This window comes from Kosakonia sp. S57, assembly GCF_016516575.1.
GTDB classification, from domain to species: Bacteria; Pseudomonadota; Gammaproteobacteria; order Enterobacterales; family Enterobacteriaceae; genus Kosakonia; species Kosakonia cowanii.
The window spans coordinates 18,648-41,376 of the sequence record NZ_JACVUL010000032.1 but is presented as its reverse complement, the minus strand read 5'-3'; the positions used below and the strand labels follow the sequence as shown (position 1 = coordinate 41,376).

The following is a 22,729-nucleotide window of genomic DNA, read 5'->3' as shown; positions in this document are numbered from 1 at the left end:
GATTGACAAGGGGGGAGCGGTCCCCCCCTTGTCCCGTTCACCGCATAAGAGATTAATGAAATTCCCAACGCATAGTGAACGGAATCATTCCACCAATCCCACATGAAAACCCATTGCCGGATGGCGGCTACGCCTTATCCGGCCTGCGTGTATCGAACCACTGAAACCGCGTAGGCCGGATAAGCGTGTAACGCGCCATCCGGCAATCGTGCTTTAGCGCGACGCGCTGGACGATCCTGATGAAACCAGGAATATCAGCGTTTGGAGTATGTCGAGAAACGCGGTCGCCGCGCCGAGCCAGATGCTGAGCGCCCCGCGGGTTGCGCAGTGCTGCACCGTGACAAACTGCTGGCGGTAAAGCCCACGCGCGCTGTCGAGCATCTCTGGGCTTTTGCGCGCACTCACAACGCTAAACAGCACTACCAGAAACAGGCTCGTGCACCACTGCGCCGTGTCGCCCTCCAGCGCCAGATTAATCACCACGGCAAGCACGCCGCCCGCGGCAGCCAGCAGCCAGTAAAAACGCCCGTTGCGCAGCCGCTCACCATAGAGATGCGCAATCAGCGCGCCAAGGGCGAACATCCCGCCAGTCACGCCGTAGAGCACCAGACAGAGTTGAAGCGAAAAGAGGCTCGCGGCCAGCAGGCCGCCGATGACGCTCAGCAGCACCAGCCCGCCGATGGCGTGCAGCGTCTTCATACGCTCAAACAGCATGGTGAGCGCGAAAAGGGTGATAAACCAGAGGATCACCAGCAGCACGATGATCGCGCTGTGTTCAGTAAACTGCGGTAGCGCCAGCAGATCGAGCACCAGCCAACAGAGCGCCGCGCTGAGCGCCATGCCCGCCGCCAGCCACCAACAGGCCTTTACCAGTAACTCAACGGGCGTAACCTGTACCGGGGCTATCCAGCCAAATACTCTCACCGCTCCTCCGTGAAAAAGGCAAAAAAATCCCGGCCGCAGCCGGGATGGGGTATAGCGTTGCTTAACGGCGGTTGCCGAAGATACGCAGCAGCATCAGGAACAGGTTGATAAAGTCGAGGTAGAGCGTTAACGCGCCCAGAATCGAATATCTGCGCAGCTCGGCGCTGTTGCTGACATCAATCTGCTCACCGATCCCTTTCAGCTTCTGCGTGTCATAAGCGGTCAGACCGACGAAGACAATTACACCGATATAGGTGATGACCCACATCAGCGCTTCGCTCTTCAGCCAGAAGTTAACCAGCGAGGCGAGCACAATCCCAATCAGCCCCATAAACAGCATATTGCCGAAGCCGCTGAGATCGCGTTTGGTGGTGTAGCCATAGAGGCTCATCACGCCAAACATCCCGGCGGTGACCACAAAGGTGGCGGCAATCGACTGCGAGGTATAGACCAGCAGAATGCTGGAGAGCGTCAGGCCGGTAAGCGCCGAATAGAGCATAAACAGGCCGGTCGCCAGCGCGGGGCTCAGTTTATGGATCATGCCGGAGATGACAAACACCAGCGCCAGCTGGGCGATAATCAGCCCGAAGAAGGTAATCTGGCTGGAGAAGACGAAGCTCATGATCGCTTCGCTGCGCGCGGCGTACCATGCGACAAAGGCGGTTAACAGCAGACCGCAGGTCATCCAGCCATAGACCTGCGCCATATAAGTTTGCAGCCCGCTACGGCTGCCCTGCACGATAGAATCAGAACGGGGGAAACGGTCCATAATCACTCCTGATTGATGGGTTAACAATGCAGTAAGGTTAACACATCAATTGGCACCCTGCGTGCTACCAGCGTTTCGCTGCCTGCTGATCGCTGTCGCGCGCTTCCACCCAGCGTTCGCCTTCCGGCGTCGCTTCGCGTTTCCAGAACGGCGCACGGGTTTTCAGGTAGTCCATAATAAACTGCCCGGCCTCAAAAGCGCTGCTGCGGTGCGCGCTCCCTACGCCAACAAAGACAATCTCATCCCCCGGCCAGAGTTCGCCGATGCGGTGATAAACGCTTACCCGCCCGAGCGGCCAGCGGCTGCGCGCCTCGTCGACAATCGCGGCCAGCGATTTTTCCGTCATCCCCGGATAGTGCTCAAGGGTTAAGGCGCTGACGCTATCGCCCAGATTGTGGTTGCGCACTTTGCCGGTAAAAGTTACTACCGCGCCATCTTCATCGCGCGCGGCCAGCCAGCTGTACTCTTCGCCGACGTTAAACGCCGCGCGGTCGACACAAATTCGCGTTTCGCTCATCTCAGCCTCCGGTCACCGGCGGGAAAAAGGCCACTTCATCGCCGCTTGCCAGCGGATGATCGAAGCTGACCAGCGTCTGGTTCACCGCTGCCAGCAGCTTGCCCTCTTCCAGCGCCAGCGCCCAGCGATCGTTCTGCCCGGCAAGATGCTGGCGCAGCGCTTCAACGGAGGGGAAAAGCGTCTCAACGTTGAGCGTGTCGCAGCCCACCAGCTCGCGCACCTGCGCGAAAAACAGTACTTTAAGCATCGCTCTCTACCCTGAAATCACCTGATTTGCCGCCGCTTTTCGCCAGCAGGCGCAGCGGGCCAATCACCATATCTTTCTGCACCGCTTTGCACATATCGTAAATCGTCAGTGCGGCGACCGAAGCGGCGGTTAACGCCTCCATCTCGACGCCGGTTTTGCCGCTCAGACGGCAGACGGATTCGATGCGCACGCGGTTATGCTCCGGCTGTGCCTGGAGCAGCACTTCTACTTTGCTCAATAACAGCGGATGGCAGAGCGGGATCAGCTCCCAGGTGCGTTTCGCCGCCTGAATACCAGCGATACGCACAGTGGCGAAGACATCGCCTTTGTGGTGGCTGCCGTCGACAATCATCGCCAGCGTCTCTGGCAGCATGGTGACAAAGGCTTCGGCGCGCGCTTCGCGCACGGTTTCCGCTTTGGCGGAGACATCCACCATATGCGCTTCGCCGTCGGCGTTAATGTGGGTCAGTTGCGACATAACTTACTTCTTCAAATGGGAGTAAAAATTACACGGGCGCGTACGCGCATCGAGCTGCGGTTCAATGACATTTTCCCATGCGGTGCGGCACGCTTTGGTCGAGCCGGGCATGGCGAAAATCAGCGTCTGGTTGGCGACGCCCGCCAGCGCGCGGGATTGCAGCGTCGAGGTACCGATCTCTTCAAAGGACAACATGCGAAACAGCTCGCCGAAGCCCTCAATTTCGCGGTCAAACAGCGGCAACAGCGCTTCGGGCGTCTGGTCACCTTCGGTGAAGCCGGTTCCGCCATTGATTAGCACCGCCTGCACCTCATCGCTTGCGATCCACGCCGATACCTGGGCGCGAATGGCGTAGCGGTTCTCTTTAACGATCGCTTTATCAACCACTTGATGTCCGGCATCGTGCGCGGCGTCGCGCAGATAGTGACCGGAAGTGTCATCCTCTTCGCTACGACGGCTCGAGACCGTCAAAATAGCAAGCCTGACCGGGATAAACTCAGCGCTGACCTGGCTCATCTCTCTCTCCTTGCGGCGTTACCCGCCGATATATGAAAGGTTTTGCGTAATGCCCGTATTGCCCTGATGCAGGAAGTGGGTCTGCTTTTTCTGGCTGAGCGCCGTGGCGATACGATCTTCAAGCCTGCCCTGCTCCTCGTCTGCCTGCAGCAGATCGCGCAGGTCGACGCCGCCATCGCCAAACAGGCAGAGGTGCAGTTTGCCGGTGGAGGAGACACGCAGGCGGTTGCAGCTGGCGCAGAAATCTTTTTCGTAGGGCATGATAAGCCCGATTTCGCCTTCGTAATCCGGGTGGCAGAAGACCTGCGCCGGGCCGTCGCTGCGCTGGCGCAGTTGGTGGATCCAGCCGCGTTTAAGCAGCTCGTCGCGCAGCACCATGCCGGAGAGATGATGTTTGCGGAACAGATCGCTCCCCTCGCCCGTCTCCATCAGTTCAATAAAGCGTAGCTGGATTGGCCGCGTCTGGATCCAGTCAAGGAAGGTATCGAGCTGGTGATGGTTCACGTCGCGCATTAGCACGGTATTGACCTTCACCTTCGAGAAACCGGCGCTAAAGGCGGCGTCGATGCCCGCCATCACCTGGCGAAACTTATCCTGCCCGGTAATGGCGTGAAACTGGCGAGCGTCGAGGCTGTCGACGCTGACGTTGATCGCCGTCAGACCGGCGTCGCGCCACTGGGCAACGTCGCGGGCCATGCGGTAGCCATTGGTGGTGACGGCAATCTGGCGAATGGCGGCATTTTCCCGCACCGCAGCGATGATGTCGGTGAAATCGCGGCGCAGGGAGGGTTCGCCACCCGTCAGGCGCACTTTTTCCGTGCCCATTGCGCTAAAGGCGCGGGTCACGCGGCGAATTTCATCGAGGCTGAGAAAGCCGTTGTTATTGACGCCGCCGGGCTTGTAGCCATCCGGCAGGCAGTAGGTGCAACGAAAATTGCACACGTCGGTAATCGACAAACGCAAGTAATAGAACTTGCGCGCGAACGCGTCAGTCAGTTGTGAGGCCATGTACACCTTTCCAGATTCGGGAGATGCAGTCATTTCTTCCTGCACCCTGGCAGCGAGAGCGATTGCTCTGCTACGGCCAAAGCACCATATCTTGCGACACAGGTGCAGAGGCTTGAGTGTATCCTCATCGTCTTTCGGGCTGCATCGGTGTTGGCTGCCTTCGCACACCCCGGTCACATAGCAATCTATGCTCCCGGGGATTTGCTCAGTTGCCGCCTTGATGCAACCCGAAATACTTTGAGGAGTGTCCTCTCCGTCTTTCGGGCTGCATCGGTGAGAAGCAAGCCAAAATCCATTGAGGAGGGTTATGTTAGGCACGCTAACATGCTCTGGCGATAGTAGCGCGATCGCCCGGCTTTCGCCATTGTGAATATCGTTATATAAACCACTACATAGCGACATAATCGTGCACAATGGCTACAGAGTACGTGAAAATCGCTTTTTTGCTTTGATATGTGTCATTTTACGCGGTGCGCGGCATCGTCTTTTGGTGGTATTTACGCTAACGTAGCGCGATAAAAAATCATAAGGAACAATTATGCGTAATCGCACCCTCGCCGACCTGGATCGCGTTGTTGCACTCGGCGGCGGGCATGGTCTTGGGCGGGTGATGTCTTCGCTTGCCTCACTGGGATCGCGCCTCACCGGCATTGTCACTACTACCGACAACGGCGGATCCACAGGACGTATTCGCCGCTCCGAAGGCGGCATCGCCTGGGGCGATATGCGCAACTGCCTCAATCAGTTGATTACTGAACCAAGCGTCGCCTCGGCGATGTTTGAGTACCGTTTTAGCGGCAATGGCGAACTTTCCGGCCATAACCTCGGAAACCTGATGTTAAAGGCGCTCGATCACCTCAGCGTGCGCCCGCTGGAAGCAATTAACATCATTCGCAATTTATTGAAGGTGGACGCCTTTTTAATCCCGATGTCCGAGCAGCCGGTCGATCTGGTGGCGACGGACAGCGAAGGCAACGTGGTGTATGGCGAGGTCAATATCGACCAACTGCACGCACCGGTGCAGGAGCTGATGCTGTCGCCGAAAGTCCACACCACCCGCGAAGCGGTGCAGGCGATTGCTGAAGCGGATCTGATCCTGATTGGCCCCGGCAGTTTTTACACCAGCCTGCTGCCACTGCTTTTGCTTGATGAGTTAGCCCAGGCACTGCGCCGCACGCCCGCGCCAGTGGTCTATATCGGCAACCTGGGCAAAGAGCTCAGCCCCGCCGCCGCCCGTCTGACGCTGGCGGATAAGCTCTCGATCATGGAGCAGTACATCGGCAAGCGCATTATCGATGCCGCCGTGGTGGGGCCAAAAGTGGACGCCAGCACGGTAACAGACCGGCTGATTATTCAGGAAGAGCTGGAGGCGAGCGATATCCCCTATCGCCACGACCGTGTTCTGCTGCGCAACGCGCTGGAGAAAGCGGTGCAGCAGCTTGGCTGACGCACCGGCGGGGCAGAATCAGCCCCGCCAGAACCTTTGCTTAATTTCTTAAGGTTGTCTTAAAAAACCCCTGTCAGCATAGCGCTATTCACATTATGGAATTTGGCTATGCGCACGCTTTCGCTCTACCGGCCCTCTTTAAGCCGCCTCTCTCTGCTTACCCTTGCGGCGCTCTATATCGCGCTGGTGCTTAACATTGTCTTTTACCGCCAGGCGTTTCATCTGCTTCCGGTCGACTCGCTGCATAATGCGCTGGTGTTCCTCACCATGCCGCTGGTGGCCTTTAGCGTAATCAACATTGTGCTGACGCTGGCGTCGTTTCTGTGCCTCGACCGGCTGCTGCTGAGCCTGTTTATCCTCGTCTGCGCTGCCGCACAGTACTTTATCTCCACCTTCGGCGTCATTATTGACCGCTCGATGATCACCAATATTCTCGATACCACCGCGGCGGAGAGCTTCGCCCTGATGTCAGGCAAAATGGTGATGACGCTGCTGCTGACCGCCCTGTTGCCGGTGATTATCGCCTGGTGGATCAAGATCAAACCCACCCGCCCCCTGCTGCGTAGCATTACGCTGCGTCTGCTTAGCGTGGCGATCTCCGCGCTGATTATCGTTGCCGTGGCGGTGCCGTTTTATAAGGATTACGCCTCGCTGTTTCGCAACAACAAAGAGCTGGTGAAATCACTCGGTCCGTCGAACGCCATTGCCGCCTCGCTCTCCTGGTATGTCCATAACCGTATGGATAACCTGCCGCTGGTGCGCATCGGCGAAGATGCCCACCAACTGCCGCAGATGAAGCGCGGCCCGCGTAAAAACCTCACCATTCTGGTGCTGGGCGAAACCTCGCGCGGGGATGATTTCTCGCTTGGCGGATATGATCGCGAGACCAACCCGCTGCTGAAGCAGGATAATGTTATCTACTTCCCCAACACCACCTCGTGCGGCACCGCGACAGCGGTCTCCGTGCCCTGCATGTTCTCCGGTATGGGCCGCGCCCACTATGACGATCAGCTGGCGCATCACCAGGAGGGGCTGCTTGATGTAGTGCAGCGCGCCGGGATTCAGGTGCTGTGGAATGAGAATGATGGCGGCTGCAAAGGCGCCTGCGACCGCGTGCCGCACCAGGATATGACGCAGTTGAACCTGGCGGATTACTGCATTAAGGGCGAGTGCCAGGATGAGATCCTGTTTCGCGACCTGGCGCGTTATATCGATCAACTGCCGGGCGACGGGCTGATTGTGCTGCACACCATTGGCAGCCATGGCCCGACCTACTACAACCGTTATCCGGCGCAGATGCGCAAATTCACCCCCACCTGCGATACCAATGAAATCCAGACCTGTTCCCGCGAGCAACTGGTGAACACCTATGACAACACCATCGTCTATGTCGACTATATTGTTGATAAAGCGATTAAATTACTGCAATCAAAACAGGACAGGTTTACCACCAGCCTGGTTTACCTCTCCGATCATGGCGAATCACTGGGTGAAAATGGCGTTTACCTGCACGGGCTGCCCTACTCCATCGCGCCCGCCACGCAGAAACATGTGCCGCTGCTGATCTGGCTGTCGCCCGATTACCAGACGCGTTACGGCATTAACAGTCAGTGTGTCGCGAAAAATGCGCGGGAGAAGGCCTACTCGCAGGACAACCTCTTCCCGACCATGTTGGGTATACTGGGCGTCAGCACTACGGTCTACCATCCTGAAGACGATATCCTTACGCCGTGCCGGGAGCAGGTGAAATGAAAATTCTGGTGATTGAAGATGATGCGCTGCTGCAACAGGGGTTAATTCTCGCGATGCAGAGTGAAGGCTACGCCTGCGATGGCGTCTCGACCGCCCATGAAGCGGCGCTCTGCCTGGCGGGTGGCCACTACAGCCTGATAGTGCTCGATCTCGGCCTGCCTGATGAAGATGGCCTGCATCTGCTCAACCGGCTGCGCAAAGAGAAATATACCCTGCCGGTGCTGATCCTCACCGCTCGCGATACCCTCGACGATCGCGTGGCGGGGCTGGATACCGGCGCGGATGATTATCTGGTGAAACCCTTTGCCCTCGACGAGCTTAACGCCCGCATTCGCGCGCTGCTGCGCCGTCACCACAATCAGGGCGATAACGAGATTATCCACGGCAACCTGACCTTGAATGTCACCCGCCGCCAGGCGTGGCTGGAGGGGCAGTTGCTGGAGCTGACGCCAAAAGAGTACGCGCTCTTATCGCGCCTGATGCTGAAAGCCGAAAGCCCGGTACACCGCGAGATCCTCTACAACGATATCTACAACTGGGATAACGAGCCATCGACCAACACGCTGGAAGTGCATATTCACAACCTGCGCGACAAGATTGGCAAGTCGCGCATCCGCACCGTGCGCGGCTTCGGCTATATGCTGGTGGCACCGCAAGAGCGGCCCGAGTGATGGCGATGTTCGACTTTCGTCACTGGAGCCTGCGCCGCCGGCTGCTGCTGACCATTGGCGGCATTCTGCTCTTCTGCCAGCTGGTCAGCGTCTTCTGGCTCTGGCATGAGAGCGAAGAGCAGATCCAGCTGCTGGTGCAGACGGCGATCCACAACCACAACAACCGTAAACATATTGAGCATGAAGTGCGTGAAGCGGTGGCGAGCCTGCTGGTGCCAAGCCTGCTGATTATCGGCCTCGCGCTGCTGCTCTGCATGCAGGCCGTTAAAGCGATCACCCGCCCGCTCTCCGAACTTCAGCAGGAGCTGAATAAGCGCACGCCGAACAATTTGCAGCCTATCACCCTCGATCAGAGCGTCAGCGAAGTGGAGGCCGTCACCTCGGCGATTAACGATCTGGTCTCGCGCCTGACGTTAACTCTCGATCGCGAGCGGCTCTTTACCGCCGATGTCGCCCATGAGCTGCGCACACCGCTCGCCGGGCTGCGTCTGCACCTTGAACTGATGGCGAAAAGCAGCGGTATACAGGTCGAGCCGCTGGTGCAGCGCCTCGATCAGATGACGGAAAATATCGCCCAGTTGCTGCTTTTGGCGCGCGTGGGGCAATCTTTCTCCGCCGGAACCTATCAGCAAGTGACGTTATTAAGCGATGTGGTGCTGCCGATGGAAGAGGAGCTGCGCACCATGCTGGCGGCACGCGATCAGCGCCTGGTCATGCCGGTTGAGGGTGAAGGAATGGCGGTAGCAGGCGATGCGACGCTGCTGCGGCTGCTGGTGCGTAACCTGGTAGAGAATGCCCATCGCTACAGCCCGGTCGGCAGCACGATTACTGTACGGCTGGAGCAGGCGGAAACGCCGGTGCTGGCGGTAGAGGATGAGGGGCAAGGGATTGATGAGAGCCGCAGCGGCGAGCTGAGCAAAGCATTTGTCAGAATGGACAGCCGTTACGGCGGTGCCGGTCTTGGCTTAAGTATCGTTACGCGTATCGCGCAACTGCATGACGCGCAGTTTTTCCTGCACAATCGGCTGACACAAAGTGGGGTGCGGGCGTGGGTCAAATTCAGCGCGCCCGACCGGGGGACGATCAGTAGCTCAGCAGCCAAAAATGGGTAAAACCGAGCACCACTGCCAGCGCGCAGGCAACGGCAAAACACTCACGAACGGTAATTTGTTGCATCACACTCTCCTCCACAAAAACTGAGGAGAGTGTGACAGGGCTATGTTAAGTCAACATTAAGAGGCGACAATAAACAGCTCGCGCAGTTGATGAAGCTGATCGCGCACCTTCGCCGCCTCTTCAAACTCCAGATTCTGCGCATGCTGCATCATCTGCCCTTCCAGCTCATGAATTTTCTGTTGCAGCGCTTTCGGCGTCAGGCCCAGATCGGATGCATCTGCCTCAACCGGCGAGCGGGACTTGCCGCGCCCTTTGGCTTTGGTTTTCGCCAGCCCCTGGCCGAGCGCCAGAATATCCACCACTTTCTTGTTGAGCCCCTGCGGCGTAATGCCGTGCTCTTCGTTGTAGCTCTGCTGCTTCTCGCGGCGGCGTTCCGTTTCGCCAATCGCTTTCGCCATCGACGGCGTGATCTTATCGCCATAGAGAATCGCTTTACCGTTGACGTTACGCGCCGCACGACCAATGGTCTGGATAAGCGAGCGTTCGGAGCGCAGGAAGCCCTCTTTATCCGCATCGAGAATGGCAACCAGCGACACTTCAGGCATATCCAGCCCCTCACGCAGCAAGTTGATGCCGACCAGCACATCGAACTCACCAAGACGCAGGTCGCGGATAATCTCCATACGCTCGACGGTGTCGATATCGGAGTGCAGATAGCGCACCTTCGCGCCGTGCTCGACCAGATATTCGGTCAAATCTTCCGCCATGCGTTTGGTCAGGGTGGTTACCAGCACACGCTCGTTGATCTCCACGCGCTTGCGGATCTCTGACAGCAGATCGTCGACCTGGGTCGCCACCGGGCGCACTTCGATGATCGGATCCAGCAGGCCGGTTGGGCGTACTACCTGATCGATCACCTCTTCGCCCGACTTCTCCAGCTCGTAGTTACCCGGCGTTGCGGAGACGTAGATCGTCTGCGGTGCCAGGGCTTCGAACTCTTCAAACTTCATCGGGCGGTTATCGAGCGCCGACGGCAGGCGGAAACCATACTCCACCAGCGTCTCTTTACGCGCCCGGTCGCCGCGATACATGCCGCCGATTTGCGGAATGGTCACGTGGGATTCATCGACCACCAGCAGCCCATCGGCAGGCAGATAGTCAAACAGCGTCGGCGGCGCTTCGCCCGGCCCGCGTCCGGAGAGGTAGCGAGAGTAGTTTTCGATGCCGGAGCAGTAGCCCAGCTCGTTCATCATCTCCAGATCGAACTGGGTGCGCTGGGTAATACGCTGCTCTTCCAGCAGCTTATTGTTCTCCAGCAGAAACTTCCGCCGCTCCGCCAGCTCGACTTTGATCTCTTCCATCGCCTGCACGATGCGCTCGCGCGGCGTCACGTAGTGCGTTTTCGGGTAGATGGTAAAGCGCTGGATCACCGATTCGATATGGCCGGTCAGCGGATCGAAGAGCGACAGGCGCTCAACCTCTTCGTCAAACAGCTCAACGCGCAGCGCCAGATCGTCCGACTCCGCCGGGAAGATATCAATCACTTCGCCGCGCACGCGGAAGGTGCCGCGCTGGAACGCCTGGTCGTTACGGGTGTACTGCAACTCCGCCAGACGGCGCAGGATCGCGCGCTGATCGATGATCATGCCATTGGTGAGGTGCAGCATCATCTTCAGGTAGAGGTCAGGATCGCCCAGACCGTAGATGGCGGAGACTGACGCCACCACCACCACATCTCGCCGCTCCAGCAGCGCTTTGGTGGCGGAGAGACGCATCTGCTCGATATGTTCGTTAACCGACGCATCCTTCTCGATAAAGGTATCCGAGCTGGGTACATAGGCTTCCGGCTGATAGTAGTCGTAGTAGGAGACGAAATACTCCACCGCGTTATCCGGGAAGAACTCTTTCATCTCGCCATAGAGCTGTGCGGCCAGCGTCTTGTTGGGTGCCAGCACCATGGTTGGGCGCTGCAGATCGGCAATCACATTGGCCACGGTGAACGTCTTCCCTGAACCGGTTACCCCGAGCAACGTCTGGTGCGCGAGCCCGTCTTCCAGCCCTTCCTTGAGGCGACGGATTGCTTCAGGCTGATCGCCGGAGGGGCGAAAAGCGGAATTCAGTTTGAACGGTTTACTCATGAATGGCACCTGATGAGGAGTGGGGCAGGTAAGACAGTTTACTCACCATGCGCATTTTTGCCAACCGAAGATACTGGATGAAAAAACAGTAGCGTGCAAACCGATCTCATCTACCCCAGTGCAAAACATCGCATTGTGGCTGCGATTGGGCAATCGGTAAGCGATTAAACCGCGCGTTAAAGGTTATCCCCAGAACTTTTGCCCTTTTAACATTTGTCAAGGTGATGTTTGACGCTTTTATGGCAGTCGGTGACACTTTTCTTACACCCATTGCTTTTATTTAAATGTTTGATTAAAAAAGAAAATATTAAAAAGACGGGTTTCGCACCAATTCATGCGCAAGCCGCGCCGCCTCTCGCTTGCCGCACGTTTTCTAACTCTAATACACAAGGTTATCCACAGGAATAGTGGATAACTGCCGCCAGCCCGTGCACCCCGCCCCTCGCCAAACTCCCCTTCGGCGTCGAAAAGGGGGAGGGAAAATTTTTTTATCGACTCTTTTCGGCAATTATCAGATAACGATGCGCAAGATCCGCATGGGATCCTTCTCACAATTCCACTATCCGTTGCACCACTACCCGCTGCGGTAAGCACTGGCAAAGTGCAGAATTTTTACCTGGGTTTGCGCGCCATCACGTTTTTTTCGCACGCTTTCTCAGCCGTCTCCGAAAAAAATGCCCTTTTCACGTTCTGGCAAGCCTTTTGCAGTTGACCGTAGTGAAAAGCAGTCATACCTGATGGAACAAGGAGCGGATCATGTTGAGCTTACATGCGGTGAACCACTATTACGGCGACCAACATACGTTATGGGATATCGATCTGGAGTTAGCCCCCGGCCTCTGCACCTCGCTGGTCGGGCTGCCGGGTATGGGAAAAACCACGCTGGTAAACTGCATAACCGGTTACCTGCCGGTGGAGAGCGGCAGCATGATCTGGCAGGATGCGGGCGCACCGCCGCGCGATCTGCTGACACTGCAGGCCGAGCACCGCAGCGCGGTCGGCATCGGCTATGTGCCGCAGGACAGGCGCATCTTTTCGCAGCTGACGGTGGAGGAGAACCTGCATGTGGCGATGCGTGCCGCCGGTGACGCAGGGCAGAACTTAAGCCGCGAGATCTTCGATCTCTTCCCGGAGTTGTATGGGCTACGCCAGCAGCGTGGCGCGACGCTGTCGGAGGATAATCAGCAGCAGCTGTCGATGGCGCGGGCGCTGGTCACGCGCCCACGGTTGTTGATCCTCGATGAACCGACGCGCGGCCTCGGCCAGGCGTTTATCCATAAGCTGGGGAATTTGATCGTGCGGCTCAATCAGGAGTTTGGTATGTCGATCTTACTGGCGGAGCAGCAGCTGTCGCTGATCCGCCGGGTGGCGGATCGTTTCTGCCTGCTGCACCGTGGGCGGCGCGTGGCCGGGGGCGATATCAGGCAGTTAGATGATCCGCTGCTGGCGCACTGGATGTCGCCGGAGTCAGTACGCTGAGATCGAGATAGTGGCCGGTTGCGGCGGTTTCCGGCGCATCCGCCAGCCACGGGATCTCACCGATCAGCGGCGCGGGCAGCACGCGTTGCAGCGTCGCCATATACTCCTGGTGGCGTTTACCCGGCTTGACCACGTCATTGGCGATCCAGCCTGCCAGCCTTAGCCCTGCCTGCTGTACCGCCTGGGCGGTCAACATCGCATGGTTGATGCAGCCAAGCTTGACGCCGACCACCAGAATCACCGGCAGGCGCTCCGAGGTGGCCCAGTCGGCAAAGGTCAGCGTCGGCGAGAGCGGCGTAAACCAGCCCCCTGCCCCTTCCACCAGCAGCCAGTCGGCCTGCTGCTCCAGCTGGCGTAAACCGGCCGACATCACTTCCGCCTCTATCGGCTGGTTCAGGTCAGCGCTGACAATGTGCGGCGAGGTCGGCTCGGCAAAGGTATACGGATTAACCGCCTGATAGGTGAGCAGCAAACTGCTGTGGCGCTGCAACGCCAGCGCATCGCTGTTGCGCAGCCCATCGGGCGTCATCTCGCTGCCGGAGGCGACCGGTTTATAGCCCGCACTACGCAGCCCGCGCAGGTTCGCCGCCTGCAACAAGGCGCAGCTCGCCACGGTTTTACCCACTTCGGTATCGGTACCGGTCACAAAATAGCGTTCAGTCACGGGTTATCACTCCCCAAAAAAGTTGATAGGTCAGCGGGAATTTCCCCTGCTGTTGCGGCCAGGCTTCCTGTAAGCGCTGCAATTTGCCGCGCGTCAGCCCCTGCTGGCGTCCGGCATGCAGATGGGTGGCACCGATCCCTTTAAGGGATCGCAGGGCGCTGGCGGCATCGGCAAACCACAGGGTGACGGTGTCAATGCCGCAGCGCAGCGGCCAGCCGTTTAGCGCCTGCTCAATCTCCGTCACGGGCAGGAAGCGGTTAGCGTGGGGAAAGCTGTCCAGCGCGCGCCAGGCCTGGTTCAGCTCCGGTAACGAGCCGTCCGCCAGCGTGGTAAAAGCGATATGCCCACCCGGTTCGGTGACGCGGTGCAGTTCGCCAACGGCCTGGCGCAGATCGTCGCACCACTGCACCGCGAGGTTGCTCCACGCCAGCGAAAAGGTCGCATCCGCCAGCGGCAGCGCTTCGATATCGCCGGTGACATAACGCGCGGCGCTCTGCTGCTGGCGGGCTTCTGCCAGCATAGCGGGCGAGAGATCGAGTGCCGTGACATCGCAGCCTTGCGCGCGCCAGTAACGGCTCATCGCCCCTGGCCCGCAGCCAGCGTCAATCACCCGCGCAGGACTAATGTCGCCCAGTTGCGCCAGCAAACAGTCGGCGCTGAGCCGCTGTAACTCATCGTGTCGCGCATAGCTTTGCGCCGCGCGACCAAAGGCGGCGGCCACCGCCTGTTTATTCACCGCCATGCAGCGCCTCCAGCAACCTGTCGATATCCTCCGGCTGATGCGCAGCGGTTAAAGTGAGGCGCAAACGCGCCGTGCCCGGCGGCACCGTTGGCGGGCGGATGGCGGTCGCAAACAGCCCCTGCTGGCGCAGAGTGTGGGCGAGACGCAGCGCGCGGCTGTTGTCGCCAACAATCAGTGGCTGAATGGCGCTATGTGAATCCGTCACCGCCAGATCCAGCCCGCGCATGCCTTCACGAAAACGGCTAATCAGCGCTGCCAGCTGCGCGCGTCGCGCGTCGCCTTCAGCAGAGCGGATCACATCGAGCGCGGCGCTGAGCGCCACCGCCTGCGCGGGCGGCATCGCAGTGCTGTAGATAAGATGGCGGGCGAACTGCACCAGGTAATCGGCAACCGCTTCGCTGCAAAGCACCGCTGCGCCGCTGACGCCAAAACCTTTGCCGAAGGTGACCACCAGAATGTCGGGCTTCACCTCCTGCAAATGGCAACTGCCGCGCCCCTGCTCGCCGAGCACGCCGATACCGTGGGCATCATCCACCATCAGCCATGCTTTTGCGTGATGCGTGGCCTCAGCAATTGCCGCCAGCGGTGCGCTGTCGCCATCCATGCTAAAAATGCCTTCAGTGACCACCAGCTGCTGTCCGCTGAGCGGTTTGCTCAACAGGCTCGCCAACTGGGCGACATCGTTATGGGCAAAACGGCGCAGCTGTGCCGGGCTGAGGGCAGCCGCTTCCACCAGCGAGGCGTGGCTCAGCTTATCGGCAACAATGCGATCCTCTTTGCCGGTGAGCGCCGCGATGGTGGCCTGGTTGGCGGCAAAACCGGAGATAAAGAGCAGCGCGCGGTCGTAACCGAGCCACTGCGCCAGTTCGCGCTCAAGTTGATGATGCGCAGCCGTATGGCCAACAACATGGCCCGAACCGCCGCTGCCGACGCCATACTGCGCGGCGCCCTGCTGCCAGGCGGCAATCACCTGCGGATGCTGGCTTAAACCGAGGTAGTCATTACTGGCGAAGTTGCAAAAGCGCTCGCCGTCGAGGGTTAGCCAGCGTCCGGCACCCTGCTCAACGGTGATACGGCGGCGCAGGGCATCTGCCGCGCGGCGTTCGCTGAGCGCGGCTTCGATTCGCTGCTGCCAGCTCATAGGGTCGCCGCGTTGTAATAGTGCTCCGTGTCGGCGTGAAGCAGTTGCTGCTCAATCTCCTGCTGCTGTTCGTTATCGCCATTCAGCACCTGGGTCTGCTGCGGGTTCAGCCCCAGCTTCTGGAACAGGAGCAGATCTTTATCCTCTTCCGGGTTTGGCGTGGTCAGCAGTTTGCAGCCGTAGAAGATGGAGTTAGCGCCCGCCATAAAGCACATCGCCTGGGTCTGTTCGTTCATCTGCTCGCGCCCGGCCGAGAGGCGGACATAGGAGGTGGGCATCATGATGCGCGCCACGGCGATAGTGCGAATAAAATCAAAGGCGTCGACATCGTCGTTATCCGCCAGCGGCGTGCCTTTCACCTTCACCAGCATGTTGATCGGCACGCTCTCCGGCGGCGTTGGCAGATTGGCGAGTTGCATCAGCAGCCCGGCGCGATCGGTGACGGTTTCGCCCAGCCCGACAATACCGCCGGAGCAGACTTTGATCCCGGCATCGCGCACTTTATCCAGCGTGTCGAGACGCTCCTGGTAGGTGCGGGTGGTGATGATGTTGCCGTAGAACTCCGGCGAGGTGTCGAGGTTGTGGTTGTAGTAATCAAGCCCGGCGTGGGCCAGACGCTGCGCCTGGCTCTCATTGAGGGTGCCAAGGGTCATGCAGGCTTCCAGCCCCATCGCTTTCACCCCTTCCACCATCTGCTCCAGGTAGGGCATATCGCGGTCATTCGGGTTTTTCCACGCCGCGCCCATGCAGAAGCGCGTTGAACCGGCGAGCTTCGCTTTGCGCGCCGACTCCAGCACCTGCTCCACCTCCATCAGCCGCTCCGACTCAAGGCCGGTTTTGTAGCGCGCGCTTTGCGGGCAATATTTGCAATCTTCCGGGCAGGCGCCGGTTTTGATCGACAGCAGCGTGCTGACCTGCACCTGACGCGGGTCAAAATGCTGGCGGTGAATTTGCTGCGCTTCAAAGAGCAGATCCAGCAGTGGTTTTTCAAATAAAGCAGTAACTTGCGACAGTGTCCAGCGTGTGTGGTGAGCCATCTGGCCTCTCCAAAAGTGTGATTAAATCGTTATTCGGTGTAGACTCGTAAACCTAAAACTTTTTAATTTGGTTTACAAGTCGATTATGACCCAGGACGATTTAGCTTTTGATCGCAGCCATATCTGGCACCCCTACACCTCTATGACCGCCCCCCTCCCCGTCTACCCGGTCGCCTCCGCGCAGGGCTGCGAGCTGCATCTCGCCAGCGGCGAACGGCTAATTGACGGTATGTCATCCTGGTGGGCGGCGATCCACGGTTACGGCCATCCGGCGCTGAACGCGGCGATGAAAACGCAGATCGATGCCGTCTCTCACGTGATGTTTGGCGGCATTACCCATGCGCCCGCCGTGGCGCTGTGCCGCAAGCTGGTGGCGATGACGCCCGAGGCGCTGGAGTGCGTGTTTCTCGCCGACTCCGGTTCGGTGGCGGTAGAAGTGGCGATGAAGATGGCGCTGCAATACTGGCAGGCGAAGGGCGAATCGCGGCAGCGCTTCCTCACCTTCCGTAACGGCTACCATGGCGACACGTTCGGTGCGATGTCGGTGTGCGATCCCGACAACTCGATGCACAGTTTGTGGAAGGGTTATCTGCCGGAAAACCTCTTCGCACCTGCGCCGCAGAGCCGTTTTGATGGTGAATGGGATGAGCACGATATGGTGGCGTTTGCCCGCACGCTGGCGGCCCATCGCCATGAGATCGCCGCCGTTATTCTGGAGCCGATTGTGCAGGGCGCGGGCGGCATGCGCATTTATCATCCCGAGTGGCTGAAGCGCATCCGTAAGATGTGCGATCGCGAAGGGATCCTGCTGATCGCCGATGAGATCGCCACCGGCTTTGGCCGCACCGGTAAACTCTTCGCCTGTGAGCATGCGGGTATCACGCCGGATATTCTCTGCCTTGGCAAAGCGCTGACCGGCGGGACTATGACCCTCTCGGCCACGCTGACCACCCGCGTGGTGGCTGAGACCATCAGCAACGGCGAGGCGGGCTGCTTTATGCATGGTCCAACCTTTATGGGCAACCCGCTGGCCTGCGCGGCGGCAACCGCCAGCCTGGAGATTTTGCAGCGCGGCGAGTGGCAGACGCAGGTCGCCGCTATCGAAGCGCAGCTGAAGGCGGAGCTGGCTCCCGCCGCGCAGGCCGCAAGCGTCGCGGATGTGCGCGTACTCGGGGCGATTGGCGTGGTGGAAACGCGCTCACCGGTGAATATGGCGGCGTTGCAGCGCTTCTTTGTTGAGCAGGGGGTCTGGATCCGCCCGTTTGGTCGCCTGATCTATCTGATGCCGCCCTATATCATCACCCCGGAGCAGCTGTCGCGCCTGACCCAGGCGGTGAATGCCGCCGTGCTGCGCGCGGATCTCTTCGCCGCCGAGGCGTAAAAGATGCACTACACTTTTGGGTTACTGACCTGAAAAATGGAGGATATATGGCAATTCTGATGGTTCTGACCTCGCACGACACCCTGGGCGACACCGGCAAGAAAACCGGGTTCTGGCTCGAAGAGTTTGCCGCACCCTGGTATATCTTTCAGGATGCAGGCGTAGAGGTGGTGCTCGCCTCTCCGGCGGGGGGACAGCCGCCGCTCGACCCGACCAGCGATGCGCCGGATGCGCAGACGCAGGACACCGAGCGTTTCCGTAACGATGAAAAAGCGCAGCAGGCGCTGGCAAATACCCTGCCCCTGAGCAGCATCAACATCAGCGATTATGACGCAGTCTTTTTCCCGGGCGGCCACGGCCCGCTGTGGGACCTGGCGGAGCACCCGATCTCCATCGATCTGATTGAAAAATATTGGGCGGATGGGAAACCGGTCGCGGCGGTCTGCCACGCACCGGGCGTGCTGCGCCATGTGAAAAAACCGGACGGCACGCCGCTGGTGCAGGGTAAACGCGTCACCGGTTTTACCAACAGCGAAGAAGAGGCGGTTGGCCTGACGAAAGTGGTGCCGTTCTTAGTGGAAGATTCACTGAAACAGGCAGGCGGGCAGTTCGAGCGTACCGATGACTGGGGCGTCTATGTGGTGACCGACGGCCATCTGGTCACCGGCCAGAACCCGGCCTCCTCTGCGGCAACCGCCGAAGAGTTGCTGAAACTGCTGCACCGTTAAGCAAGGAGGCCATATGAAGTTACTCAGCCATAATTTTCGTGACGGCGAGAAGCTGCCGCTGCGTCACGTGTTTAACGGCATGGGCTATGAGGGCGATAATATTTCGCCCCATCTGACATGGGATGAGGTGCCTGCGGGCACCAAAAGCTTTGTCGTCACCTGCTTTGATCCTGACGCCCCCACCGGCTCCGGCTGGTGGCACTGGATTGTGGCGAACCTGCCGGCAGAGACTCGTGTACTACCGCAGGGTGCCGGTTCCGGCAGTGCTGCATTGCCAGAAGGAAGCGTGCAGACGCGCACTGACTTCGGCAGCGCCGGGTATGGCGGCGCGGCACCGCCGAAAGGCGAAACCCACCGCTATATCTTCACCGTTCACGCGCTGGACGTGGAGAAACTGGATGTCGACGAGAACGCCAGCGGGGCAATGGTCGGCTTCAATGTCCATTTTCACACCCTCGGCAGCGCCACTCTCACCGCCCTTTTCAGCTAAAAGCCAGGGATTTACAGCCGATTTAACAAATCGGCTTCCCGTTTCGCTCAACTTAGTATAAAAAAGCAGGCATTACGCTATCCCCTTTAACTTGCATAGTCTGGAGCACCCCTTGAACACATCATCGGTTTCCCGTCTGGCGCTGGCGCTCGCTTTTGGCGTGACACTGACCGCCTGTAGCTCGACGCCGCCCTCTGAGCGCCCCTCTGAACAAACTGCGCCGGGCACCTCCTCGCGCCCGATCCTAAGCGAAGCTGAAGCGAAAAACTTCACCGCCGATCGCTACTTCACCCCGCTGGCCGCCAACAGCGCCGCGTGGAAACCTTATGCGATCCGCGTGCCTGAAAAAGCAGATTTCGTGGTTGGACCGGCCGGTACGGCGGGTGTGACTCACACCACCATTCAGGCTGCGGTTGACGCTGCCATCAATAAACACGCCAGCGACCGCCAGTACATTGCGGTGATGCCGGGTGAATATGAAGGCACCGTCTATGTGCCTGCGGCTTCGGGCAGCGTGACCATTTACGGTACCGGTGAGAAAGCGGCGGATGTGAAGATCGGTCAGGCGATCGATTCTGAAATGGATCCGACCAGCTGGCGTCGCCTGGTCAACCCATCAGGCAAATATATGCCGGGCAAACCAGCATGGTATATGTTTGATGCCTGCCAGCGCAGCCGCGCGGCGACCGTCGGCGTGATGTGCTCCGCCGTTGTCTGGTCGCAGAACAACGGCCTGCAACTGCAAAACCTGACTATTCAGAATACGCTCGGCGACAGCGTCGATGCCGGCAACCACCAGGCGGTGGCGCTGCGCAGCGATGGCGATAAAGTGCAGATCAACAACGTCAATATTCTCGGTCGCCAGAACACCTTCTTTGTGACTAACAGCGGTGTGGATAACACTCTGCGCAGCGATCGCCAGACCCGCACGCTGGTGACCAATAGCTACCTCGAAGGCGATGTGGATATCGTCTCCGGGCGCGGCGCGGTGGTGTTTGATAACACCGACTTCCGCGTGGTCAACTCGCGTACTCAGCAGGCAGGTTATGTCTTCGCACCGTCAACACTGTCGAACCTCTATTACGGCTTCCTCGCCGTCAACAGCCGCTTTACCGCCGCCGGAAACGGTGTCGCGCAGCTGGGCCGCTCGCTGGATATCGACAGCAGCACCAACGGCCAGGCGGTGATCCGCGATAGCGTGATTAACGAAGGCTTTAACGTGGCGAAACCGTGGGGCGATGCCGCCGTATCAGGCCGCGCCTATGCGGGCAACACCGGCACTGCGGATGATAAAGGCAACATCCAGCGCGATTTGAACGATGCGAAGTTCAACCGCTTCTGGGAGTTCAACAACCGCGGCCTCGGCAGCAAAGTGGTTGCTGAGCCGAAGAAGTAATTCAGCGCTCAAAACAAAAAACCTCGCCGCGGCGAGGTTTTTTTATGCCCGGAGATTAGCTTCCGGTTATTACATGGCGTTAATGACTACCCACATCGGGCCCTGGCCCACGGCGTAGCGCGCTTTTTCAGTCAGCAGGCCCTGCGCGCCGCCGATCTCATACAGCGCGATATGATGGGATTTCTGCCCGGCGGCAATCAGGTATTTGCCGCTGTTATCGATATTGAAGCCGCGCGGCTGGGTTTCGGTAGGCTGGAAGCCTTCAACGGCGATAACGCTACCATCTTCCGACACGCTGAAAATAGTCAGGGTGCTGGAGGTGCGGTCGCAGGCATAGAGATGACGGCCATCCGGCGTGATATGGATATCCGCCGCCCAGCGGGTATCGGTAAAGTCCGGCGGCATCATATCCACGGTCTGCACGCACTCGGTCTTGCCGTGCGGATCGCTAAGTTGCCAGACATCGACGCTGCTGTTGAGTTCGTTAACGCAGTAGGCGAAGCGCTTATTCGGGTGGAAGGCCATATGGCGCGGGCCTGCGCCCTCGACGGTGGTCACTTCCGACGGCTCCTGCGCGGTCAGCGCGCCCGTTTCACCGAGGGTAAAGAGACAGATGCGATCCTGCTTCAGGGCAGGCACGAACAGCGTGCGGTTGTCCGGGGAAATATTGGCCGAGTGGCACCCTTCCAGCCCCTCTGCAAGATGGACGGTCTCGCCCGGAATGCCATCATTAAGGCGCACAACGCTGACGCTGCCCGCATTATAGGAGGCACTAAACAGGAAACGACCGCTATGATCGGTGGAGATATGGGTTGGGCTGCCGGAGAGCGGCGCCTCTGCGGCGTAGCTCAGAGCGCCATCTTCAGGGGAGATACGGTACGCGAGAACGCGAAATTCAGGGCGAACGCCAACGTAGAGGTAACGTTTATCCGGGCTGACAACCATCGGCTGCACCTGGCCTGGCACATCGACAACCTGCACCAGCGTCAGGCTGCCTTCGGAATTCAAACGCCAGACGTGGATCTGCTGACTTTCGGGGCTGGCGGTATAAACGGTCTGTTTCATGAACACTCCTTTCCTCAAATTCTTCTCTGCGTTAAGTAACCAGGATAGCCGTTTTTGCGGCGTGATGCTGAATTTCGCCCTCAGATTTTGCGCATGCGGCGACGGGGTGTACCATCCCCGGACACAAAATTTCACCTTCAACTACGGGAAACGATATGACCTCGCGCGTAATAGCACTCGATTTAGACGGTACGCTTTTAACCCCGAAGAAGACGCTTCTGCCCTCTTCCCTTGAAGCGTTAGCACGCGCAAAAGCCGCCGGGCATCTGCCCATTATCGTGACCGGTCGGCACCATGTCGCTATCCACCCTTTTTATCAGGCACTGGCGCTGGATACACCTGCAATTTGTTGTAATGGCACCTATTTGTATGATTATCATGCAAAAAAGGTGCTCGCCGCCGATCCGCTGCCGGTCAATCAGGCGCAACAACTGATCGCCCTGCTGGAGGAGTACCAGGTGCATGGCCTGATGTATGTCGATAACGCCATGCTGTATGAAAAGCCGACCGGCCATGTGCTGCGCACCACGGCGTGGGCCGAAGCGCTGCCGCCCGAGCAGCGCCCGGTGTTTCAACAGGTTGACTCCCTGCGCGCCGCGGCCGCAGAGGTGGAGGCAATCTGGAAATTTGCTCTCACCGATGAAGATACCGGCAAGCTGAAGAACTTTGCTCACCATGTTGAGCAGACGTTAGGGCTGGAGTGCGAATGGTCATGGCACGATCAGGTGGATATCGCCCGCGCTGGTAACAGCAAAGGCAAACGGCTGGCCGAATGGGTCGACGCGCAGGGCTTATCGATGCAGGATGTGGTGGCCTTTGGCGATAACTATAACGATATCAGTATGCTACAGGCCGCAGGCACCGGTGTGGCAATGGGCAATGCCGACGATGCGGTGAAAGCCCATGCCAATGTGGTGATTGGCGATAACACCGTCGATAGCATCGCGCAATTTATTGATAAAGAGCTGCTCTAATCAGGCGGTGATCGACACGCTTTTGATTTAGCAAGGCGAGGCACCAGGC

The 22,729-nt window shown here is 58.9% G+C and carries 23 protein-coding genes and 1 riboswitch; of the genes, 10 read left to right on the top strand and 13 right to left on the bottom strand.

Annotated features, from left to right (window positions below; genetic code table 11):
- Positions 1–213 precede the first annotated feature (213 nt).
- From IAE48_RS22770 to moaA, 7 genes are all read right to left on the bottom strand, one after another.
- The gene (locus tag IAE48_RS22770) at positions 214–924 is read right to left on the bottom strand and encodes a US12 family protein (protein WP_200135679.1); all 711 of its coding nucleotides are present in this window, start codon (positions 922–924) and stop codon (positions 214–216) included.
- Positions 925–985: 61 nt separating this feature from the next.
- A complete protein-coding gene (locus tag IAE48_RS22765) occupies positions 986–1,693 on the bottom strand; it encodes a Bax inhibitor-1/YccA family protein (RefSeq protein WP_023479511.1) in 708 nt (235 codons plus the stop codon).
- Between the two features lie 64 nt (positions 1,694–1,757).
- The gene (gene moaE, locus IAE48_RS22760; protein WP_054803702.1) at positions 1,758–2,210 is read right to left on the bottom strand and encodes a molybdopterin synthase catalytic subunit MoaE; all 453 of its coding nucleotides are present in this window, start codon (positions 2,208–2,210) and stop codon (positions 1,758–1,760) included.
- A 1-nt stretch (position 2,211) separates the two neighbouring features.
- A complete protein-coding gene (gene moaD / locus IAE48_RS22755; RefSeq protein ID WP_200135678.1) occupies positions 2,212–2,457 on the bottom strand; it encodes a molybdopterin synthase sulfur carrier subunit in 246 nt (81 codons plus the stop codon).
- Positions 2,450–2,935: a cyclic pyranopterin monophosphate synthase MoaC gene (gene moaC / locus IAE48_RS22750; RefSeq protein WP_200135677.1), complete on the bottom strand. Its 486-nt coding sequence runs from the start codon at positions 2,933–2,935 to the stop codon at positions 2,450–2,452. Before moaC ends, moaD begins: the two co-directional genes overlap by 8 nt.
- Before the next feature lie 3 nt (positions 2,936–2,938).
- Entirely contained in the window at positions 2,939–3,451 is a 513-nt protein-coding gene (gene moaB / locus IAE48_RS22745; RefSeq protein WP_200135676.1) for a molybdenum cofactor biosynthesis protein B, read from the bottom strand.
- Positions 3,452–3,469: 18 nt separating this feature from the next.
- The gene (moaA, locus tag IAE48_RS22740) at positions 3,470–4,459 is read right to left on the bottom strand and encodes a GTP 3',8-cyclase MoaA (protein WP_023479507.1); all 990 of its coding nucleotides are present in this window, start codon (positions 4,457–4,459) and stop codon (positions 3,470–3,472) included.
- Positions 4,447–4,590, bottom strand: a riboswitch (molybdenum cofactor riboswitch). Its footprint overlaps the gene before it by 13 nt.
- Before the next feature lie 407 nt (positions 4,591–4,997).
- On the opposite strand from moaA, the gene yvcK reads away from it, so the two are divergent.
- From yvcK to pmrB, 4 genes are all read left to right on the top strand, one after another.
- Positions 4,998–5,906, top strand: coding sequence for a uridine diphosphate-N-acetylglucosamine-binding protein YvcK (gene yvcK / locus IAE48_RS22735; protein ID WP_042713843.1), 909 nt, complete (start codon positions 4,998–5,000; stop codon positions 5,904–5,906).
- A gap of 108 nt (positions 5,907–6,014) precedes the next feature.
- Positions 6,015–7,658, top strand: a complete 1,644-nt coding sequence (gene eptA, locus IAE48_RS22730) for a phosphoethanolamine transferase EptA (protein WP_200135675.1) — start codon at positions 6,015–6,017, stop codon at positions 7,656–7,658.
- On the top strand, positions 7,655–8,329 hold the full coding sequence (gene pmrA, locus IAE48_RS22725) for a two-component system response regulator PmrA (RefSeq protein WP_200135674.1): 675 nt from the start codon (positions 7,655–7,657) through the stop codon (positions 8,327–8,329). Before eptA ends, pmrA begins: the two co-directional genes overlap by 4 nt.
- Complete coding sequence (gene pmrB, locus IAE48_RS22720) at positions 8,329–9,441, top strand: two-component system sensor histidine kinase PmrB (RefSeq protein ID WP_200135673.1); 1,113 nt, start codon at positions 8,329–8,331, stop codon at positions 9,439–9,441. The genes pmrA and pmrB overlap by 1 nt, the downstream gene beginning before the upstream one ends.
- Positions 9,442–9,561: 120 nt before the next feature.
- Here pmrB and uvrB read toward each other — a convergent pair whose 3' ends face one another.
- Entirely contained in the window at positions 9,562–11,583 is a 2,022-nt protein-coding gene (gene uvrB / locus IAE48_RS22715) for an excinuclease ABC subunit UvrB (protein WP_094420432.1), read from the bottom strand.
- Positions 11,584–12,339: 756 nt separating this feature from the next.
- On the opposite strand from uvrB, the gene IAE48_RS22710 reads away from it, so the two are divergent.
- Positions 12,340–13,062, top strand: coding sequence for an ABC transporter ATP-binding protein (locus IAE48_RS22710; protein WP_023479498.1), 723 nt, complete (start codon positions 12,340–12,342; stop codon positions 13,060–13,062).
- Here the strand turns inward: IAE48_RS22710 and bioD are convergent.
- From bioD to bioB, 4 genes are read right to left on the bottom strand one after another with little or no spacing between them, the layout of a single operon-like run.
- Positions 13,004–13,726 carry a dethiobiotin synthase gene (gene bioD / locus IAE48_RS22705; RefSeq protein ID WP_023479521.1) on the bottom strand — a complete coding sequence of 241 codons (723 nt, stop codon included), beginning with the start codon at positions 13,724–13,726 and terminating at the stop codon, positions 13,004–13,006. The two genes, IAE48_RS22710 and bioD, sit on opposite strands and share 59 nt — an antisense overlap.
- Complete coding sequence (gene bioC / locus IAE48_RS22700) at positions 13,719–14,468, bottom strand: malonyl-ACP O-methyltransferase BioC (RefSeq protein ID WP_200135672.1); 750 nt, start codon at positions 14,466–14,468, stop codon at positions 13,719–13,721. The genes bioD and bioC overlap by 8 nt, the downstream gene beginning before the upstream one ends.
- Positions 14,455–15,609 carry an 8-amino-7-oxononanoate synthase gene (bioF, locus tag IAE48_RS22695; protein WP_200135671.1) on the bottom strand — a complete coding sequence of 385 codons (1,155 nt, stop codon included), beginning with the start codon at positions 15,607–15,609 and terminating at the stop codon, positions 14,455–14,457. Before bioF ends, bioC begins: the two co-directional genes overlap by 14 nt.
- Positions 15,606–16,646, bottom strand: a complete 1,041-nt coding sequence (gene bioB / locus IAE48_RS22690) for a biotin synthase BioB (protein WP_076769577.1) — start codon at positions 16,644–16,646, stop codon at positions 15,606–15,608. Before bioB ends, bioF begins: the two co-directional genes overlap by 4 nt.
- A gap of 85 nt (positions 16,647–16,731) precedes the next feature.
- Here bioB and bioA point away from each other — a divergent pair, with 85 nt between their 5' ends.
- The 4 genes from bioA (at position 16,732) to IAE48_RS22670 (ending at position 20,641) form a co-directional block, all read left to right on the top strand.
- Positions 16,732–18,027 (top strand): adenosylmethionine--8-amino-7-oxononanoate transaminase, encoded by a 1,296-nt coding sequence (gene bioA, locus IAE48_RS22685; protein WP_200135670.1) that lies wholly within the window; start codon positions 16,732–16,734, stop codon positions 18,025–18,027.
- Positions 18,028–18,074: 47 nt separating this feature from the next.
- Positions 18,075–18,755, top strand: coding sequence for a type 1 glutamine amidotransferase domain-containing protein (locus IAE48_RS22680; protein ID WP_200135669.1), 681 nt, complete (start codon positions 18,075–18,077; stop codon positions 18,753–18,755).
- Positions 18,756–18,768: 13 nt separating this feature from the next.
- Entirely contained in the window at positions 18,769–19,245 is a 477-nt protein-coding gene (locus tag IAE48_RS22675; protein ID WP_200135668.1) for a kinase inhibitor, read from the top strand.
- 112 nt (positions 19,246–19,357) lie between these two features.
- On the top strand, positions 19,358–20,641 hold the full coding sequence (locus IAE48_RS22670) for a putative acyl-CoA thioester hydrolase (protein WP_124969074.1): 1,284 nt from the start codon (positions 19,358–19,360) through the stop codon (positions 20,639–20,641).
- Between the two features lie 69 nt (positions 20,642–20,710).
- Here IAE48_RS22670 and pgl read toward each other — a convergent pair whose 3' ends face one another.
- Positions 20,711–21,706, bottom strand: a complete 996-nt coding sequence (pgl, locus tag IAE48_RS22665) for a 6-phosphogluconolactonase (protein WP_200135667.1) — start codon at positions 21,704–21,706, stop codon at positions 20,711–20,713.
- A gap of 155 nt (positions 21,707–21,861) precedes the next feature.
- Between pgl and IAE48_RS22660 the strand changes: the two genes are divergently transcribed.
- Complete coding sequence (locus tag IAE48_RS22660; RefSeq protein WP_200135666.1) at positions 21,862–22,680, top strand: pyridoxal phosphatase; 819 nt, start codon at positions 21,862–21,864, stop codon at positions 22,678–22,680.
- Positions 22,681–22,729: the final 49 nt, after the last annotated feature.

Bases quoted from the DNA above. Each gene is read 5' to 3' on its own strand.
- IAE48_RS22765 (WP_023479511.1), bottom strand. From the start codon at position 1,693: ATGGACCGTTTCCCCCGTTCTGATTCTATCGTGCAGGGCAGCCGTAGC.
- moaE (WP_054803702.1), bottom strand. From the start codon at position 2,210: ATGAGCGAAACGCGAATTTGTGTCGACCGCGCGGCGTTTAACGTCGGC.
- moaD (WP_200135678.1), bottom strand. From the start codon at position 2,457: ATGCTTAAAGTACTGTTTTTCGCGCAGGTGCGCGAGCTGGTGGGCTGC.
- moaC (WP_200135677.1), bottom strand. From the start codon at position 2,935: ATGTCGCAACTGACCCACATTAACGCCGACGGCGAAGCGCATATGGTG.
- moaB (WP_200135676.1), bottom strand. From the start codon at position 3,451: ATGAGCCAGGTCAGCGCTGAGTTTATCCCGGTCAGGCTTGCTATTTTG.
- moaA (WP_023479507.1), bottom strand. From the start codon at position 4,459: ATGGCCTCACAACTGACTGACGCGTTCGCGCGCAAGTTCTATTACTTG.
- yvcK (WP_042713843.1), top strand. From the start codon at position 4,998: ATGCGTAATCGCACCCTCGCCGACCTGGATCGCGTTGTTGCACTCGGC.
- eptA (WP_200135675.1), top strand. From the start codon at position 6,015: ATGCGCACGCTTTCGCTCTACCGGCCCTCTTTAAGCCGCCTCTCTCTG.
- pmrA (WP_200135674.1), top strand. From the start codon at position 7,655: ATGAAAATTCTGGTGATTGAAGATGATGCGCTGCTGCAACAGGGGTTA.
- pmrB (WP_200135673.1), top strand. From the start codon at position 8,329: ATGGCGATGTTCGACTTTCGTCACTGGAGCCTGCGCCGCCGGCTGCTG.
- uvrB (WP_094420432.1), bottom strand. From the start codon at position 11,583: ATGAGTAAACCGTTCAAACTGAATTCCGCTTTTCGCCCCTCCGGCGAT.
- IAE48_RS22710 (WP_023479498.1), top strand. From the start codon at position 12,340: ATGTTGAGCTTACATGCGGTGAACCACTATTACGGCGACCAACATACG.
- bioC (WP_200135672.1), bottom strand. From the start codon at position 14,468: ATGGCGGTGAATAAACAGGCGGTGGCCGCCGCCTTTGGTCGCGCGGCG.
- bioF (WP_200135671.1), bottom strand. From the start codon at position 15,609: ATGAGCTGGCAGCAGCGAATCGAAGCCGCGCTCAGCGAACGCCGCGCG.
- bioB (WP_076769577.1), bottom strand. From the start codon at position 16,646: ATGGCTCACCACACACGCTGGACACTGTCGCAAGTTACTGCTTTATTT.
- bioA (WP_200135670.1), top strand. From the start codon at position 16,732: ATGACCCAGGACGATTTAGCTTTTGATCGCAGCCATATCTGGCACCCC.
- IAE48_RS22680 (WP_200135669.1), top strand. From the start codon at position 18,075: ATGGCAATTCTGATGGTTCTGACCTCGCACGACACCCTGGGCGACACC.
- IAE48_RS22675 (WP_200135668.1), top strand. From the start codon at position 18,769: ATGAAGTTACTCAGCCATAATTTTCGTGACGGCGAGAAGCTGCCGCTG.
- pgl (WP_200135667.1), bottom strand. From the start codon at position 21,706: ATGAAACAGACCGTTTATACCGCCAGCCCCGAAAGTCAGCAGATCCAC.
- IAE48_RS22660 (WP_200135666.1), top strand. From the start codon at position 21,862: ATGACCTCGCGCGTAATAGCACTCGATTTAGACGGTACGCTTTTAACC.